Here is a 17,122-nt window from a genome sequence, read left to right as displayed (position 1 = left end):
GAAGTAGCGGTAAAGCGGACACAGATGATTCCGATTGATGTCGAATGCTTTGCGTAGAGACACTGATACCACTACTATCGTTCCACTTTCTATGACAATAACGACAGCCTGATGCCAAAATTACGCCTGATTGGATTTATGTTACTCGCACTTAGCGCTACTGCCGTGTCACACGCCGAAGAAAAGCGCTATGTCTCTGATGAACTGAACACCTGGGTCCGCAGCGGTCCGGGGGATAATTATCGCCTCGTCGGCACGGTCAACGCGGGCGAAGAAGTCATACTGTTACAAACTGACGCCAGCACGAACTATGCGCAGGTCAAAGACAGCACCGGGCGGACAGCCTGGATCCCGATGAAAGAGCTGAACAGCACGCCAAGCCTGCGTACCCGCGTGCCGGATCTGGAAAATCAGGTCAAAACGCTGACCGATAAGCTCAACAATATCGACACCACCTGGAATCAACGTACCGCTGAAATGCAGCAGAAGGTGTCGCAGAGCGACAGCGTGATCAACGGGCTGAAAGAAGAGAACCAGAAGCTGAAGAACGAGCTGATTGTGGCGCAGAAAAAGGTCAGCGCCGCAAATCTGCAGCTTGATGATAAGCAACGCACCATCATCATGCAGTGGTTTATGTATGGCGGCGGCGTGCTGGGCCTCGGCCTGCTTCTTGGTTTGATCCTGCCGCACATGATCCCAAGCCGGAAACGCAAAGACCGCTGGATGAACTAAATCGCCTTCTCCGCCGCACTGTCATATGATTAAGGGATTGTATTTCCCTGGAGAGGTGGTGTGGCGTGAAGATTTATCTGGTCGGTGGTGCGGTTCGGGATACGCTGTTAGGGCTACCGGTTAAAGATAAAGATTGGGTGGTGGTTGGCGCTACACCGCAACAAATGCTCGACGCGGGCTACCAGCAGGTAGGTCGCGATTTTCCTGTTTTTCTCCATCCGCAAACCCATGAAGAGTATGCCCTTGCGCGTACCGAACGTAAGTCCGGGTTGGGGTATACCGGATTCACCTGCTATGCCGCACCGGACGTTACGCTGGAAGACGATCTCCAGCGCCGTGACCTGACCATTAACGCTCTGGCGCAAGATGATGACGGTCAGATTGTCGATCCGTATCAGGGACGCCGCGATCTGGACAAACGCCTGTTGCGCCATGTTTCACCTGCCTTTAATGAAGATCCGTTGCGCGTACTGCGCGTGGCGCGCTTTGCTGCGCGCTATGCGCATCTGAGCTTCCGTATTGCTGACGAAACCATGGCGCTGATGCGCGAAATGACGCACGCCGGTGAGCTGGAGCATCTGACGGCAGAACGCGTCTGGAAAGAGACCGAGAACGCGTTAACCACGCGCAACCCGCAGGTCTATTTCCAGGTCTTACGCGACTGCGGCGCGCTACGCGTGTTGTTCCCGGAGGTCGATGCGCTGTTTGGCGTCCCGGCCCCGGCGAAATGGCACCCGGAAATCGATACCGGGATTCATACCCTGATGACGCTGTCGATGGCGGCGCTGCTCAGCCCCGCGGTTGACGTGCGTTTCGCCACGCTGTGTCACGACCTCGGCAAAGGCCTGACGCCGCCGGAGCTCTGGCCGCGCCACCACGGGCACGGCCCGGCGGGCGTCAGGCTGGTTGAGCAGTTGTGCCAGCGCCTGCGCGTACCGAATGAAATTCGCGACTTAGCCAAACTGGTGGCGGAGTTCCACGATCTCATCCACACCTTCCCGATACTGCAACCTAAAACCATCGTGAAACTGTTTGATTCGATCGACGCCTGGCGTAAACCGCAGCGTGTGGAGCAGATTGCGCTCACCAGCGAAGCCGACGTACGCGGACGGACGGGGTTTGAAGCCGCGGATTATCCGCAGGGACGTTTACTGCGCGAAGCGTGGGAAGTCGCACAGTCTGTCCCCACCAAAGACGTTGTCGAGGCCGGATTTAAAGGCATTGAGATTCGTGAAGAGCTGACCCGGCGTCGGATTGCGGCGCTGGCCCACTGGAAAGAGACCCGTTTCCCGAAGGCGATCAGTTAAGGTGTGAATGCCGGATGGCGCTGCGCTTATCCGGCCTACGGTATCGCATCTCAACGCGTAGGCCGGATAAGGTGTTTACGCCACCATCCGGCATGAGAGATCGGTCAGAAGAACACCACGTAAACCGCCGCGGCGACGATAAAGCGATAGATTGCGAACGGAATGAACGAGATCCGCTTAATCAACTGCAGGAAGGTTTTGATGGCAACCAGCGCGACCACGAAGGCAGTGACAAAACCGACGGCAAACATCGGGATATCCGCCACCGTCAGGAACGACCAGCTTTTGTAGAGATCCAGCGCGGTAGCCCCCATCATCATCGGTACTGCCAGCAGGAATGAAAATTCAGACGCCGCGTAACGGCTCACGCCCATCAGCATCCCACCGGAAATAGTCGCCCCGGAGCGGGAGAAACCCGGCCACAGCGCCAGACACTGGAAGCAACCAATCATGAACGCCTGACGGTAAGTCATGTCATCCAGACCCGGTGCGCGCGGTTCTTTCGGCTTCAGACACTCTGCGGCGATCAGCAGTAACCCCCCTACCACCAGCGCATACATCACATTAATCGGGTTAAACAGCGATTTAATCGTATCGTGGAAGACCAGTCCCAGTACCACGGCCGGGATCATCCCCAGCAGAATGTGGATCAGCGTTAGACGACCTTTACTTTCCCCTTCGCGCTGTAGCGGACGACCAAAGTGAATGCCGATCAGGCCAAACAGACGCCGCCAGAACATCACCACCACCGCAAGAATGGATCCCAACTGGATCACCACTTCAAACGTCTTTGCCGTATCCCCCTCAAATCCCAGCAGATGGCCCACAATGATCATGTGCCCGGTACTGGAAACTGGCAAAAACTCCGTCAATCCTTCGACCACACCCAAAATTGCCGCAATCAGCAGCGAGTGCATATCGCTCATCAATAAACCCCTAAATAGAAAAATCTACTGCACAAAAAGATCCAGTCTTATACCTTAAATAATTCAAGTTGCAGGACAAAGCCCAAAGGGCTTTGAACAGCAATCCCCGGGAGCTTCCCTGAGTAAGCACTGGGATGAACGCGAGCAGCCAACGCACATACAACCTGAAGTATGACGGGTATAGGACTCTTTTATATCCGTTTGGTTTAACAAATATGAAGACAATTATTTTTCTTTCAGATTATTGCTACGCTCAATGATTACGCCCACATTGGCCGCGCGCGCCACCGCGCCAGGCTTACTGAGCTTGATGCGCACCCACGGCGAGTTAAAGCGCGTAAGCAATAGCTCGGCCACCTCTTCGGCAACACGTTCCACCAGCGCAAAACGCCCACCTTCAACATGGCTCACGATCGTCTCAGCGATATCCGCGTAGCTCAGGCAGTCGGCGACATCGTCACTTTTTGCTGATTTTCGGTTATCCCACGCCATTTCGATATCGAACACCAGCTTCTGTTCAATCGTCTGTTCCCAGTCGTAAACACCAATAGTGGTGATTACCGAAAGTTGCTCTATAAATACAATATCCATCACGACCTGCCTGCTTTTTGGCTAACCCGGATACCACTTCCGGCGAAATATGCGTATTATCCACAGAAGTAGCGTTTTACACGACATTTTCAAAACGGAACAGCTTATGAGTGCAATCGCGCCTGGAATGATCCTCTTCGCGTACCTCTGCGGCTCCATTTCCAGTGCCATTCTGGTCTGCCGCATTGCTGGCTTGCCCGACCCGCGTAGCAGCGGCTCCGGTAACCCAGGCGCGACCAACGTGTTACGAATCGGTGGCAAGGGAGCAGCCGTAGCGGTCCTGATTTTCGACGTCCTGAAAGGGATGTTGCCCGTCTGGGGCGCGTATGCGCTGGGTGTCAGCCCGTTCTGGCTGGGTCTTATCGCCATCGCCGCCTGTCTGGGGCATATCTGGCCAGTATTCTTCGGTTTCAAAGGTGGGAAAGGTGTGGCGACGGCCTTTGGCGCTATCGCCCCTATCGGCTGGGATCTCACCGGCGTGATGGCGGGCACCTGGTTGCTCACCGTTCTGTTGAGCGGTTATTCATCGCTGGGGGCGATTGTCAGCGCACTGATTGCGCCGTTCTATGTCTGGTGGTTCAAACCGCAGTTCACCTTCCCGGTCTCCATGCTGTCGTGCCTGATTTTGCTGCGTCATCATGACAACATCCAGCGTCTGTGGCGCCGCCAGGAGACAAAAATCTGGACCAAACTGCGCAAGAGACGCGAGAAAGATCCCGAATAAGGTTGGCCGGAAAATGGCATTGTCCAGCCCGGCCTACAGCACCTGATAACCTTCGTCCGGTTTGCCTAATCGCTGCTGACACCATGCTGCCAGAAACTCCACGCAGACTCTGAGCTTCACGCTGCGATACAGCGGCTCCTGATAAACCGCCCAGATGTTGGCGCTCTGCGCGTACTCCGGCAACACTCGCACCAGTTTGCCGCTCGCCAGAAACGGTTGCACATCCCACTCTGAACGCAACATGATGCCTTTCCCTTCCAGCGCCCATTGCAGAACGACCTCACCGCTGTTGGAAGAGAGATGCCCGCTCACTTTGACCGATTTTTTCGTCGTGCCATTTCCCAGTTCCCATATTCCGTGAGTCATGTCACGCTCTTTTGTCACCAGACAATCGTGGTGAATTAATTCCTGCAAGGTTTTTGGCTCAGGATATTTTTGTAAATATCCGGGGGAGGCACACAATATTCTTTTATTCTTTGTTAACAAATGCGCAATATAATAATCCGGAATTTCATCGTTAATACGAATATCAAGATCGATATTATCCTGAACCAAATCAATTTGCCGATCGAAGAGTTCAAAATGAACCTGTAACTCAGGATAATTGCGCATCAGTTCGGTAATCGCGGGCGCAATGTGACTGCGGCCAAACCCGAAGCTACAGCCGATACGAATCATCCCTTCCGGACGCGTTTTGATTTGCGTCACCTCGTCAATCAGGCGTTGATATTGCGTGAGGATCGCCAGCGCCTGTTCGTAACAGCGCTGACCACTTTCCGTCAGCGCCACACCGCGCGCCGAGCGGTTAAGCAGCGTGGTGTCGAGCGTGGTTTCCAGGATCTGAATCCGCTTCGTCACAAAGGCAGGCGTTTGTCCGAGGGCGCATGCCGCTGCGCTAAAGCTACCCGTATGGACAATTTCCACCAGCACCTGAAGGTCTTTGGCTAAGGGCCAGTTTTTAAGCATTTTCGGGTTATCCATGAAATTGATACCTGAAGTGTAATTCGCAATCTACGGTTAATCTCTGCCTTTGCTCAATTTTCATCATCTTTCTTCAGCATCATTCACGAACTGTTAATTGCATATACACAGTGGCAAATAATATAAAACCACACATTTAATGGTAGTTTGTGAAGGAGAATTTATTTCCAGAAAAATAAAAGAACTGGAGTTGACATGATGAGCAATCAAAATAATCAAAATGCGGTTAATACGCTGACGGAAATAGTCGCCAACTTTACCGCCATGATTTCCACTCGTATGCCCGACGATGTGGTGGACAAATTAAAACAGCTACGGGATGCCGAAACATCAAAGATGGGGCAAATCATCTACCACACGATGTTCGACAACATGCAAAAGGCGATTGATCTTAACCGTCCGGCCTGCCAGGACACCGGTGAGATCATGTTCTTCGTGAAGGTTGGTTCCCGTTTCCCGCTGCTGGGTGAGTTACAAAGCATTCTCAAGCAAGCGGTGGAAGATGCCACAGTGAAAGCGCCGCTGCGCCACAACGCCGTAGAAATTTTTGACGAAGTGAATACCGGTAAAAACACCGGTAGCGGCGTACCGTGGGTAACCTGGGATATTGTGCCCGACGGCGATGACGCGGAAATTGAAGTCTACATGGCCGGTGGCGGTTGCACGCTGCCGGGGCGCTCCAAAGTACTGATGCCTTCCGAAGGTTATGAAGGCGTAGTGAAATTCGTCTTTGAAAACATCTCGACGCTGGCCGTCAACGCCTGCCCGCCAGTGCTGGTCGGCGTGGGTATCGCCACCTCCGTTGAAACCGCCGCCGTACTGTCGCGCAAAGCAGTATTGCGCCCGATTGGCTCTCGCCATCCAAATCCAAAAGCGGCAGAGCTTGAGTTGCGTCTGGAAGAGGGACTAAACCGGCTGGGCATTGGTCCGCAAGGGCTCACCGGCAACAGTTCCGTGATGGGCGTGCATATCGAATCCGCCGCGCGTCACCCGTCAACCATTGGCGTCGCCGTCTCCACCGGCTGCTGGGCGCACCGTCGCGGTACGCTGCTGGTCCATTCTGACCTCTCCTTCGAAAACCTGTCTCACACCCGGAGCGCGTTATGAAAAAGATCCTCACAACCCCGATCAAAGCCGAAGACCTGGAAGACATCCGCGTTGGCGATGTGATCTATCTGACCGGTACGCTGGTGACCTGCCGCGACGTCTGCCACCGCCGACTGATCGAACTGAAGCGCCCGATCCCCTACGACCTCAATGGCAAAGCGATTTTCCATGCCGGCCCCATTGTGCGTAAGAACGGTGAAAAATGGGAAATGGTCTCCGTCGGTCCGACCACCAGTATGCGTATGGAAGCCTTTGAAAAAGAGTTCATTGAGCAGACGGGCGTCAAACTGGTGGTAGGTAAAGGCGGCATGGGGCCGCTGACGGAAGAAGGCTGCCAGAAATTTAAAGCGCTACATGTGATCTTCCCGGCGGGCTGCGCAGTTGTTGCTGCGACCCAGGTCGAAGAGATTGAAGAAGTGCACTGGATGGAACTCGGCATGCCGGAATCCCTCTGGGTTTGCCGGGTGAAAGAGTTCGGTCCGCTGATTGTCTCTATCGACACCCACGGCAACAACCTGATCGCCGAAAACAAAAAACAGTTCGCCGAACGTCGCGGTCCCATCGTCGACGAAATCTGCGAACACGTGCATTACATCAAATAACCCTTCCGGAGAGGCCTGTGCCTCTCCCTTTTTCGCAGGGATACGACAATGGCACCTTTATCTGGTTGGTGGCGATATCTGGCTCCGCTGGTGGTCATCGCCATTATTGCTGTTTTGCCCGTCCCCACCGGTCTTGAGAGCCACACCTGGCTCTACTTTGCGGTCTTTACCGGCGTCATCGTGGGACTCATTCTGGAACCTGTACCCGGCGCAGTTGTGGCAATGATTGGGATATCGATCATCGCAGTCCTCTCGCCGTGGCTGTTGTTCAGCCCGGAACAGCTCGCCCAGGACGGCTTCAAATTTACCTCTAAAGCACTTTCGTGGGCGGTTTCTGGTTTTTCTAACTCGGTTATCTGGCTGATTTTCGCCGCCTTTATGTTTGGCACCGGGTATGAAAAAACCGGCCTTGGTCGGCGTATCGCGCTGATGCTGGTGAAAAAAATGGGGCATCGCACGCTGTTTCTCGGCTACGCGGTGATGTTCTCCGAACTGATCCTCGCCCCTGTTACACCGTCTAACTCCGCACGCGGCGCTGGGATCATCTACCCGATTATCCGCAACCTGCCGCCGCTCTATAACTCACAACCCAACGATCCCAGCGCCCGTTCCATCGGCTCTTACATTATGTGGATGGGGATCACCGCCGACTGTGTGACCAGCGCTATTTTCCTGACGGCAATGGCACCAAACCTGCTGCTGATTGGCCTGATGAAGACCGCCTCCCATACGGCGCTCAGCTGGGGCGACTGGTTCTTAGGCATGCTGCCGCTAAGCATTTTGCTGGTTCTGCTGGTGCCGTGGCTCGCCTATGTGCTGTATCCACCCGTGCTGAAGTCGGGCGATCAGGTGCCGCGCTGGGCGGAGTCGGAACTGAAGGAGATGGGGCCGCTCTGTTCGCGTGAGAAAAAGATGCTGGTGCTGATGGTCGGCGCACTGGTGCTGTGGATCTTCGGCGGAGACTATATCGACGCGGCCATGGTCGGTTACAGCGTCGTCGCCCTGATGCTGGTACTGCGCATCATCACCTGGGATGACATCGTCAGTAATAAATCGGCGTGGAACGTCTTCTTCTGGCTGGCCTCGCTCATCACCCTCGCAACCGGACTGAACAACACCGGCTTTATCACCTGGTTTGGCAAACTGCTGGCCAGCGGGTTAAGCGGCTACTCACCGGTGATGGTGATGATCGCGCTGATCGTCGTGTTCTGGCTGTTACGTTACTTCTTTGCCAGTGCAACCGCCTACACTTCCGCGCTGGCACCCATGATGATCGCTGCCGCGCTGGCGATGCCGGAAATTCCATTACCGGTATTCTGCCTGATGGTCGGTGCGGCTATTGGTCTGGGCAGCATTCTCACCCCGTATGCGACCGGTCCAAGCCCTATCTACTATGGTAGCGGTTATCTGCCGACAGTGGACTACTGGCGGCTGGGGGCAATTTTCGGCCTGATTTTCCTGGTGCTGCTGCTGGCGACCGGGCTTATCTGGATGCCTCTCGTTTTGCTTTAACCTCGTTGGGGCGGCAGGGCTGTCGCCCCCTTTTTCCATAAGCGTCTCATATGACCGTTTTCCCGCCGTGCTGAGGCATACTTTTTGTTATGCAAACACCCTCACGCTGAGAAGGGAAACGCTCTGGATACCGTTGCGCACAAGACACCGACACGGGGCTGGCAGGCCGAACTCGACCTGCGGTTTAGCCATACCGCGCACAAAACGGTGCTCACCCGCGCACACCACGTCGGTCCCCTGACGGTTCAACGGCCGTTTTATCCACAAGACGATGTTTGCCACCTCTATTTACTCCATCCACCCGGCGGCATTGTCGGCGGCGATGAGCTACAAATTTCCGTCACGCTGGACGAAAACAGCCACGTGTTAATCACCATGCCCGGCGCGGGCAAGTTTTATCGCAGCGCAGGGCCGCAGGCGCGCCTGTACCAGACGTTTACGCTGGCCCCGCACGCGACGCTGGAATGGCTACCGCAGGATACGATCCTGTTCCCTGGCGCTAACGCCAGCCTCCGCTCCGTATTTCATCTCACCGCCGAAAGCCGCCTGCTGGGCTGGGATCTGCTCTGCTTCGGGCGACCGGTCATGCATGAGAGGTTCAGCCACGGCGCACTACACAACCGCCTGGAAGTCTGGCGTGACGGGCAGCCACTGCTCATTGAACGCCTGACGCTGCGTGATGGGGATCTCGCGGTCATCGCCAGTCAACCGTGGTGCGGCACCCTGCTCTGTTATCCGGGCACGGAACAGATGCTGGAGGGCGTGCGTGAGCGTCTGGCTCCGCTCGGTGATTACGCCGGGGCGACGCTCGTCGATTCGCTGCTGACCGTCCGTTTTCTGGCAGACGACAATCTGATCGTTCAGCGCGTCATGCGCGAAATCTGGCAGTTTTTGCGCCCGCTGTTAACCCAAAAGCCACCGCACCTGCCGCGCATCTGGCAAACCTAAGAGACTCCCTATGGAACTGACTCCCAGAGAAAAAGACAAGCTGTTGCTCTTTACCGCCGCGCTGGTCGCGGAGCGCCGACTGGCGCGCGGGCTGAAGCTGAATTACCCGGAATCGGTGGCGCTCATCAGCGCCTTCATTATGGAAGGGGCGCGCGACGGCAAAAGCGTCGCCGCACTGATGGAAGAGGGTCGCCATGTTCTGAACCGTGAGCAGGTGATGGAAGGCGTTCCGGAGATGATCCCGGACATCCAGGTCGAAGCGACCTTTCCGGACGGTTCGAAGCTGGTCACCGTCCACAGTCCGATCGTTTAAGGAGACACCATGATTCCAGGTGAATACCGGATCGCGACGGGAAATATCCCGATCAACGCAGGGCGCGAAACGTGCACGATCGTGGTGGAGAACCATGGCGATCGCCCCATTCAGGTGGGATCGCACTACCACTTTTACGAGGTCAACCCGGCGCTCCGCTTTGCCCGCGAATCCGCGCTGGGTTTTCGTCTGAATATTCCGGCAGGAACGGCGGTACGCTTTGAGCCGGGACAAAAGCGGGAGGTCGAGCTGGTACGCGTGGCGGGCGCACAGCGTATTTTTGGCTTTCGCGGCGACGTCATGGGTGCACTGGAGGTGAAGCATGGCTGAAATCTCCCGGCAGGCTTACGCCGACATGTTCGGCCCGACCACCGGCGATAAAGTGCGTCTGGCGGACACCGATCTGTGGATCGAAGTGGAAAACGATCTCACCACCTATGGCGAAGAGGTGAAATTCGGCGGTGGCAAAGTGATCCGCGACGGCATGGGCCAGGGGCAGATGCCGTCTCAGGAATGCGTGGATCTGGTGATCACCAATGCGCTGATCGTCGATCACTGGGGGATCGTCAAAGCGGATATCGGCATTAAGGACGGCAGGATCTTTGCGATTGGTAAAGCCGGGAATCCGGATATTCAGCCTGACATAACGATCCCAATCGGCGTCGCCACTGAAGCGATCGCTGGTGAAGGCAAGATCGTGACGGCGGGCGGCGTGGATACCCACATTCACTGGATCTGTCCGCAGCAGGCGGAAGAGGCGCTGGTCTCCGGCGTGACGACCATGATTGGCGGCGGTACCGGACCGGCTGCCGGTACTAACGCCACCACCTGCACGCCGGGGCCGTGGTATATCGCCCGGATGCTACAGGCGGCGGATACGCTGCCCGTCAATATCGGCCTGCTGGGCAAAGGCAATGGTTCCCGTCCCGATGCGCTGCGCGAGCAGGTTACCGCTGGCGCCATCGGCCTGAAAATCCACGAAGACTGGGGCGCGACGCCCGCGGCTATCGACTGCGCGCTGACCGTGGCCGATGAGATGGACATTCAGGTAGCACTGCACAGCGATACCCTGAACGAATCGGGCTTTGTCGAAGATACGCTGGCAGCAATTGGCGATCGCACCATCCACACGTTTCACACCGAAGGAGCTGGTGGCGGGCATGCACCGGATATCATCACCGCCTGCGCGCATGCCAATATTCTCCCCTCTTCCACCAACCCGACGCTGCCCTATACCGTCAACACCATTGATGAGCATCTCGACATGCTGATGGTCTGCCACCATCTGGATCCGGATATTGCCGAGGATGTCGCCTTTGCCGAATCCCGGATCCGTCGGGAGACCATCGCCGCCGAAGACGTGTTGCATGACATTGGCGCGTTTTCCCTGACCTCGTCGGATTCTCAGGCGATGGGTCGCGTGGGGGAAGTGATCCTGCGCACCTGGCAGGTGGCGCACCGGATGAAGGTGCAACGTGGCCCGTTAGCGGAAGAAACGGGTGAGAACGATAACCTGCGCGTGAAGCGTTACATCGCCAAGTACACCATTAACCCGGCGCTGACTCACGGCATCGCCCACGAAGTGGGGTCGATTGAGGCCGGAAAACTGGCGGACCTGGTGCTCTGGTCACCCGCCTTTTTCGGCGTGAAACCGGCCACAGTGGTGAAAGGCGGCATGATCGCCTGCGCGCCGATGGGAGACATCAATGCCTCCATTCCCACGCCGCAGCCGGTGCATTACCGCATGATGTTTGGCGCGCTCGGCGCAGCACGTCATCATTCCCGGCTGACCTTTCTGTCGCAGGCGGCAGTGGAAAACGGCGTCGCGCAGCAACTTAATTTGCAAAGCCAAACCGCCGTGGTGAAAGGCTGCCGGACGGTGAAAAAAGCCGACATGATCCACAACAGCCTGCAACCCAATATCACCGTGGATGCCCAGACCTATGAGGTCCGCATCGACGGCGAACTCATCACCAGCGAACCCGCTGACATTCTGCCGATGGCGCAGCGTTACTTTTTATTTTGAGGAGCCGAGATGCTGTTATTGACGCAACGCGTTGACACCCCAGCGCACATCACCGCCACGCTGACGCTACCGATTGATATCCGCGTAAAAAGCCGGGCGAAAGTACAACTCAATGACGGTCGCGAGGCGGGGCTGATGCTGCCCCGTGGTCTGCTGCTGCGCGGCGGCGATTGCCTGAGCACTGAGGACGGCGCTGAAGTGGTGGAAATTATCGCCGCCAGCGAGGCGGTGTCGGTGGTGCGCTGTGCCGATCCTTTTCTGCTTGCGAAAGCCTGCTATCACCTTGGCAACCGCCACGTCCCACTGCAAATCCTGCCGGATGAACTGCGCTATCACCACGATCACGTGCTGGATACGATGCTGCACCAGTTCGATTTGCAGGTGACGTTTGCACATCTGCCGTTTGAACCTGAGGCCGGGGCGTATGCCAGTGAATCCCACGCTCATCACCACAGCCATGCGCACTGATGCGTGATGCCCAACAGCAGTTGCGTTTACTGCAACTCGCCAGCAGCAGCCTGCCGGTGGGATCGTTTACCTGGTCCCAGGGGCTGGAGTGGGTAGTTGAAACCGGCTGGGTGAACGGCGTGGACACCTTCGCGCGCTGGCAAACCCGGCAGATGGAAAATAACGTTTTTACCGTCGATCTGCCGCTGTTCGCCCGGCTGTATCACGCCTGCGAGCAGGATGACATTGACGCCGCGCGCCGCTGGACGGCGTATCTGCTGGCCTGTCGGGAAACCCGTGAGCTGCGGGAAGAAGAGCGCAGCCGGGGCGCGGCGTTCACCCGACTGGTGGTCGACTGGCAGCCTGAATGCCCGCCGCCATGGCGCACGCTTTTTGCCGACAGCCAGCTCTGCGGTATGGCCTGGCTGGGCGTGCAGTGGCGTATTCCGCTACACGACCTGGCCTTAACACTCGGATACAGCTGGATTGAGAGCGCGGTAATGGCCGGGGTCAAGCTGGTGCCGTTTGGTCAGCAGGCGGCCCAGCGGCTGATTATTGCGCTTTGTTCGCAATATGCCGAAGGAATGGCGCAGGCGCTGGCATGTCCGGACGACGGTCTGGGTTCCGCCACGCCGCTGGCAGCGATCGCCTCTGCACGCCATGAAACGCAATATTGCCGTTTATTTCGCTCCTGAGGAGAGACAATGAGTGAGTACAAACATCCCCTGCGCGTTGGCGTAGGCGGCCCGGTCGGTTCCGGTAAAACCGCCCTGCTGGAAGCGCTGTGCAAAGCGATGCGCGACCGCTGGCAGCTGGCGGTGGTCACCAACGATATTTACACCAAAGAGGACCAGCGTATTCTCACCGAAGCGGGCGCTCTGGCGCCGGAACGCATTGTCGGTGTGGAAACCGGCGGCTGTCCGCACACCGCCATCCGCGAAGATGCGTCGATGAATCTGGCCGCGGTGGAAGCGTTAAGCGAAAAATTCGGCAATCTGGATCTGATTTTTGTTGAGAGCGGCGGCGACAACCTGAGCGCCACCTTCAGCCCGGAGCTGGCGGATCTGACTATCTACGTGATCGACGTGGCCGAAGGGGAAAAGATCCCGCGAAAAGGCGGACCGGGGATCACCAAATCCGATTTTCTGGTGATCAACAAAACCGATCTCGCCCCCTATGTCGGCGCATCGCTGGAGGTCATGGAACGCGACACGCTGCGCATGCGCGGCGAACGCCCGTGGACGTTTACCAATTTAAAATCGGGTGACGGTCTGGCGACCATTATCGCGTTTCTGGAAGACAGAGGAATGTTGCGGGTGTAGTGCGGGTGTATTGCCGGGTGGTGGCTTCGCCTGACCCGGCCTACGGTCTTGTCGATCAGGTAAACGCAGAGAATAGATTCGTAGGCCCGGTAAGCGCAGCGCCACCGGGCAGGACAGAAAGCGCTTATGCTGCGGGCAGCTCCGCCAACGGCCAGCGCGGACGTACGGTCACGCCGAGATCTGCCGTGGCACCCGCTTTGAAGCACACCATACCGGCATAGGCAATCATCGCCCCGTTATCGGTACAAAACTCCGGACGGGCATAGAACACGTCGCCACGGCGTTTTTGCATCATCTCCGCCAGCTTCGCCCGCAGCGTGCGGTTGGCGCTGACGCCGCCCGCCATCACCAGACGCGTAAAGCCGGTCTGATCCAGCGCGCGCTTGCATTTGATCATTAGCGTATCCACCACCGCGTCTTCAAACGCCCGGGCGATATCGGCACGAGTTTGATCATCGTCGCCATTATTACGGATAGTATTCGCCGCAAAGGTTTTCAGTCCGGAGAAACTGAAATCCAGCCCCGGACGATCGGTCATGGGGCGCGGAAAGACAAAACGCCCGGCGGTGCCCTGCGACGCCATTTTCGACAGCATCGGGCCGCCAGGATAATCGAGCCCCAGCAGCTTGGCGGTTTTATCGAACGCTTCACCGGCAGCGTCGTCAATCGATTCGCCCAACAGTTCGTACTTGCCGACCCCCGTCACGCTGATAAGTTGGGTATGTCCCCCCGAGACCAACAGCGCCACAAAGGGGAATTCTGGCGGGTTATCTTCCAGCATCGGCGCCAGCAGATGGCCTTCCATATGGTGTACAGGGATAGCGGGCACGTTCCACGCAAACGCCAGCGAACGGCCGACGGTGGCGCCGACCAGCAGCGCGCCAACCAGACCCGGTCCTGCGGTATACGCCACCGCATCAATCTCTTTTGCACTCAGTCCTGCTTCTTTCAGCGCCGCCTGGATCAACGGCACCGTTTTGCGGACATGATCGCGGGAGGCCAGTTCAGGCACGACTCCGCCGTAGTCAGCATGTAATTTCACCTGACTATACAATTGGTTGGCTAACAGACCTTTTTCGTCGTCGTAAATGGCGATGCCGGTTTCATCGCAGGATGTTTCAATTCCCAGTACACGCATGACTTGTTTCTACCTCACTTTATTACCGCGCAGTGTAGGTCGAATGCGGGTAGATGTATACCCTCACTCCCGATTTCGTGTATACTCTTCCCCCTTATAAAAGTCCCTTTCAAAATCGCATCGGTGCTTTACAAAGCAGCAGCAATTGCAGTAAAATTCCGCACCATTTTGAAATAAGCTGGCGCTGATGCCAGCGGCAAACCGAATTTATCAAAGGTGAGAGTTACATGCCGGTAATTAAAGTACGTGAAAACGAGCCGTTCGACGTAGCACTGCGTCGCTTCAAGCGTTCCTGCGAGAAAGCAGGCGTTCTGGCGGAAGTTCGTCGTCGTGAGTTCTATGAAAAACCGACTACCGAACGCAAACGCGCTAAAGCTTCTGCTGTGAAACGTCACGCGAAGAAACTGGCTCGCGAAAACGCACGCCGCACTCGTCTGTACTAATCTCTGTCGGGGGCCAAGGCTCTCGATTCAGACCGAGTTGTAGTTGTAAGGCCGTGCTTCCGAAAGGAAAGCGCGGCTTATTTTCGTTTATGCATTAGCATATACACAAAATCATTCATGATGCGGCAAGGGAGTGAATCCCCGGAGCTTACTTAAGTAAGTGACAGGGGTGAACGAGCGTAGCCAACGCCGAGGCAGCTTGAAGGATGACGTGTATAAAAGGGGCATATGGCTGGACGAATCCCACGTGTATTTATCAATGACCTGCTGGCAAGAACCGACATCGTCGATCTCATCGACGCGCGGGTAAAGCTGAAAAAACAGGGCAAGAATTATCACGCGTGTTGTCCGTTCCATAACGAAAAAACCCCCTCTTTCACCGTAAACGGTGAGAAACAGTTTTATCACTGCTTTGGATGCGGCGCGCACGGCAACGCTATCGACTTCCTGATGAACTACGACAAGCTCGAGTTCGTGGAAACCGTCGAAGAACTGGCGGCTATGCATAACCTTGACGTCCCGTTTGAAGCAGGCACAGGCCCCAGTCAGATAGAGCGCCATCAACGGCAAAGCCTGTATCAACTGATGGATGGCCTGAACACGTTTTATCAGCAATCTCTGATGCAACCCGCCGCTACCCCTGCGCGCCAGTATCTGGAAAAGCGAGGACTCAGTAGTGAAGTGATCGCGCGTTTTGCTATTGGCTTTGCGCCCCCCGGTTGGGACAACGTCCTGAAACGGTTTGGCGGCAATAGCGAAAATCGCCAGTCACTGGTGGATGCAGGCATGTTGGTCACCAGCGATCAGGGACGCAGTTACGATCGCTTCCGCGAACGGGTGATGTTCCCCATCCGCGATAAGCGTGGCCGGGTGATGGGTTTTGGTGGACGCGTTCTGGGTGATGCGCTACCGAAGTACCTCAACTCCCCGGAAACCGATATTTTCCATAAGGGCCGCCAGCTGTATGGCCTTTATGAAGCGCAGCAGGATAACGCCGATCCGCAGCGGCTGTTAGTGGTGGAAGGTTATATGGATGTGGTGGCGCTGGCGCAGTATGGCATTAACTATGCCGTGGCTTCGCTGGGCACCTCGACCACAGCCGATCACATCCAGCTCCTGTTCCGCGCCACGAACAACGTCATTTGCTGTTATGACGGTGACCGTGCAGGACGAGACGCCGCCTGGCGCGCGCTGGAAACCGCACTGCCGTACATGACGGATGGTCGTCAGCTACGCTTTATGTTTTTACCTGATGGCGAAGACCCCGATACGCTGGTGCGTAAAGAGGGGAAAGAGGCATTCGAAGCCCGGATGGAGCAGGCCCTGCCGCTCTCCGCGTTTTTGTTTAATAGCCTGCTGCCGCAGGTGGACCTGAGCACGCCTGACGGGCGCGCGCAGCTGAGTACGCTGGCGCTACCGCTTATCACTCAGGTACCGGGTGAAACGTTGCGCATTTATCTGCGACAGGAATTGGGTAATAAGCTTGGCATTCTGGATGACAGCCAGCTTGAACGATTAATGCCAAAATTGTCCGAAAGTGGGACTTCCCGACCCGCCCCGCAGCTAAAACGCACGACCATGCGTATACTGATAGGACTGCTGGTGCAAAATCCGGAACTGGCGCCGCTGGTGCCACCGTTAAACGGTCTGGATCAGAATAAGCTACCCGGACTTGGCTTATTCGCAGAACTGGTCAACACTTGTTTGTCCCAGCCAGGGCTAACTACCGGACAGCTTTTAGAACACTATCGTGGCACAAATGATGCGGCCACCCTTGAAAAATTGTCGATGTGGGACGATATAGCAGATAAGGATATTGCTGAAAAAACCTTCACCGACTCACTCAACCATATGTTTGATTCGATGCTTGAGCTGCGCCAGGAAGAGCTAATTGCCCGCGAGCGCACACACGGTTTAAGCAGCGAAGAACGCCGGGAGCTCTGGACACTGAACCAGGAACTGGCGAAGAAATAAACGAAAGACAAAAGAATTTAACGGCTTAA

Annotated in this window: 19 protein-coding genes; 15 read left to right on the top strand and 4 right to left on the bottom strand. The window is 56.3% G+C overall.

Annotated features, from left to right (window positions below; all coding sequences use genetic code 11):
- Positions 1 to 111: 111 nt before the first annotated feature.
- Complete coding sequence (locus tag F384_RS25005; protein WP_046496834.1) at positions 112 to 732, top strand: TIGR04211 family SH3 domain-containing protein; 621 nt, start codon at positions 112 to 114, stop codon at positions 730 to 732.
- Between the two features lie 65 nt (positions 733 to 797).
- The gene (locus F384_RS25000; protein ID WP_046496831.1) at positions 798 to 2,039 is read left to right on the top strand and encodes a multifunctional CCA addition/repair protein; all 1,242 of its coding nucleotides are present in this window, start codon (positions 798 to 800) and stop codon (positions 2,037 to 2,039) included.
- A gap of 104 nt (positions 2,040 to 2,143) precedes the next feature.
- Here F384_RS25000 and bacA read toward each other — a convergent pair whose 3' ends face one another.
- Together bacA and folB are read right to left on the bottom strand one after the other, a co-directional pair.
- Entirely contained in the window at positions 2,144 to 2,965 is an 822-nt protein-coding gene (gene bacA, locus F384_RS24995) for an undecaprenyl-diphosphate phosphatase (RefSeq protein ID WP_046496827.1), read from the bottom strand.
- A 225-nt stretch (positions 2,966 to 3,190) separates the two neighbouring features.
- Positions 3,191 to 3,556 carry a bifunctional dihydroneopterin aldolase/7,8-dihydroneopterin epimerase gene (gene folB / locus F384_RS24990; RefSeq protein WP_042324296.1) on the bottom strand — a complete coding sequence of 122 codons (366 nt, stop codon included), beginning with the start codon at positions 3,554 to 3,556 and terminating at the stop codon, positions 3,191 to 3,193.
- 106 nt (positions 3,557 to 3,662) lie between these two features.
- Here folB and plsY point away from each other — a divergent pair, with 106 nt between their 5' ends.
- A complete protein-coding gene (gene plsY, locus F384_RS24985; protein ID WP_042324298.1) occupies positions 3,663 to 4,280 on the top strand; it encodes a glycerol-3-phosphate 1-O-acyltransferase PlsY in 618 nt (205 codons plus the stop codon).
- 33 nt (positions 4,281 to 4,313) lie between these two features.
- On the opposite strand, the gene ttdR is transcribed toward plsY, so the two are convergent.
- A complete protein-coding gene (gene ttdR, locus F384_RS24980) occupies positions 4,314 to 5,246 on the bottom strand; it encodes an L-tartrate utilization transcriptional activator TtdR (protein ID WP_046498638.1) in 933 nt (310 codons plus the stop codon).
- Between the two features lie 210 nt (positions 5,247 to 5,456).
- On the opposite strand from ttdR, the gene ttdA reads away from it, so the two are divergent.
- The 10 genes from ttdA to ureG all read left to right on the top strand — a co-directional run bounded on the left by ttdA (position 5,457) and on the right by ureG (position 13,538).
- A complete protein-coding gene (gene ttdA, locus F384_RS24975; protein WP_094464815.1) occupies positions 5,457 to 6,368 on the top strand; it encodes a L(+)-tartrate dehydratase subunit alpha in 912 nt (303 codons plus the stop codon).
- Positions 6,365 to 6,970, top strand: a complete 606-nt coding sequence (gene ttdB / locus F384_RS24970) for a L(+)-tartrate dehydratase subunit beta (protein ID WP_046496822.1) — start codon at positions 6,365 to 6,367, stop codon at positions 6,968 to 6,970. The genes ttdA and ttdB overlap by 4 nt, the downstream gene beginning before the upstream one ends.
- 48 nt (positions 6,971 to 7,018) lie before the next feature.
- Positions 7,019 to 8,482, top strand: coding sequence for an anion permease (locus F384_RS24965; RefSeq protein ID WP_046496819.1), 1,464 nt, complete (start codon positions 7,019 to 7,021; stop codon positions 8,480 to 8,482).
- Positions 8,483 to 8,605: 123 nt separating this feature from the next.
- Positions 8,606 to 9,430 carry an urease accessory protein UreD gene (locus F384_RS24960; protein ID WP_226991674.1) on the top strand — a complete coding sequence of 275 codons (825 nt, stop codon included), beginning with the start codon at positions 8,606 to 8,608 and terminating at the stop codon, positions 9,428 to 9,430.
- 10 nt (positions 9,431 to 9,440) lie between these two features.
- Entirely contained in the window at positions 9,441 to 9,743 is a 303-nt protein-coding gene (locus F384_RS24955) for an urease subunit gamma (RefSeq protein ID WP_046496816.1), read from the top strand.
- Between the two features lie 9 nt (positions 9,744 to 9,752).
- The gene (locus F384_RS24950) at positions 9,753 to 10,073 is read left to right on the top strand and encodes an urease subunit beta (protein ID WP_046496813.1); all 321 of its coding nucleotides are present in this window, start codon (positions 9,753 to 9,755) and stop codon (positions 10,071 to 10,073) included.
- A complete protein-coding gene (gene ureC, locus F384_RS24945) occupies positions 10,066 to 11,769 on the top strand; it encodes an urease subunit alpha (RefSeq protein ID WP_046496810.1) in 1,704 nt (567 codons plus the stop codon). The genes F384_RS24950 and ureC overlap by 8 nt, the downstream gene beginning before the upstream one ends.
- Before the next feature lie 9 nt (positions 11,770 to 11,778).
- Positions 11,779 to 12,237 (top strand): urease accessory protein UreE, encoded by a 459-nt coding sequence (gene ureE / locus F384_RS24940; RefSeq protein ID WP_046496807.1) that lies wholly within the window; start codon positions 11,779 to 11,781, stop codon positions 12,235 to 12,237.
- Positions 12,237 to 12,911, top strand: coding sequence for an urease accessory protein UreF (locus F384_RS24935; RefSeq protein WP_046496804.1), 675 nt, complete (start codon positions 12,237 to 12,239; stop codon positions 12,909 to 12,911). Before ureE ends, F384_RS24935 begins: the two co-directional genes overlap by 1 nt.
- 9 nt (positions 12,912 to 12,920) lie before the next feature.
- Positions 12,921 to 13,538: an urease accessory protein UreG gene (ureG, locus tag F384_RS24930; protein ID WP_042324316.1), complete on the top strand. Its 618-nt coding sequence runs from the start codon at positions 12,921 to 12,923 to the stop codon at positions 13,536 to 13,538.
- A 124-nt stretch (positions 13,539 to 13,662) separates the two neighbouring features.
- Here the strand turns inward: ureG and tsaD are convergent, their stop codons facing one another.
- The gene (gene tsaD / locus F384_RS24925; RefSeq protein WP_046496796.1) at positions 13,663 to 14,676 is read right to left on the bottom strand and encodes a tRNA (adenosine(37)-N6)-threonylcarbamoyltransferase complex transferase subunit TsaD; all 1,014 of its coding nucleotides are present in this window, start codon (positions 14,674 to 14,676) and stop codon (positions 13,663 to 13,665) included.
- A gap of 227 nt (positions 14,677 to 14,903) precedes the next feature.
- Between tsaD and rpsU the strand changes: the two genes are divergently transcribed.
- On the top strand, positions 14,904 to 15,119 hold the full coding sequence (rpsU, locus tag F384_RS24920) for a 30S ribosomal protein S21 (RefSeq protein ID WP_001144069.1): 216 nt from the start codon (positions 14,904 to 14,906) through the stop codon (positions 15,117 to 15,119).
- A gap of 228 nt (positions 15,120 to 15,347) precedes the next feature.
- Positions 15,348 to 17,093 carry a DNA primase gene (gene dnaG, locus F384_RS24915; RefSeq protein ID WP_046495904.1) on the top strand — a complete coding sequence of 582 codons (1,746 nt, stop codon included), beginning with the start codon at positions 15,348 to 15,350 and terminating at the stop codon, positions 17,091 to 17,093.
- Positions 17,094 to 17,122: the final 29 nt, after the last annotated feature.

The sequence above is a fragment of the Citrobacter amalonaticus Y19 genome, assembly GCF_000981805.1.
Taxonomy (GTDB): domain Bacteria; phylum Pseudomonadota; class Gammaproteobacteria; order Enterobacterales; family Enterobacteriaceae; genus Citrobacter_A; species Citrobacter_A amalonaticus_C.
Note: the sequence above shows the minus strand (reverse complement) of the source record. Positions and strands in the feature narration are given on the sequence as shown.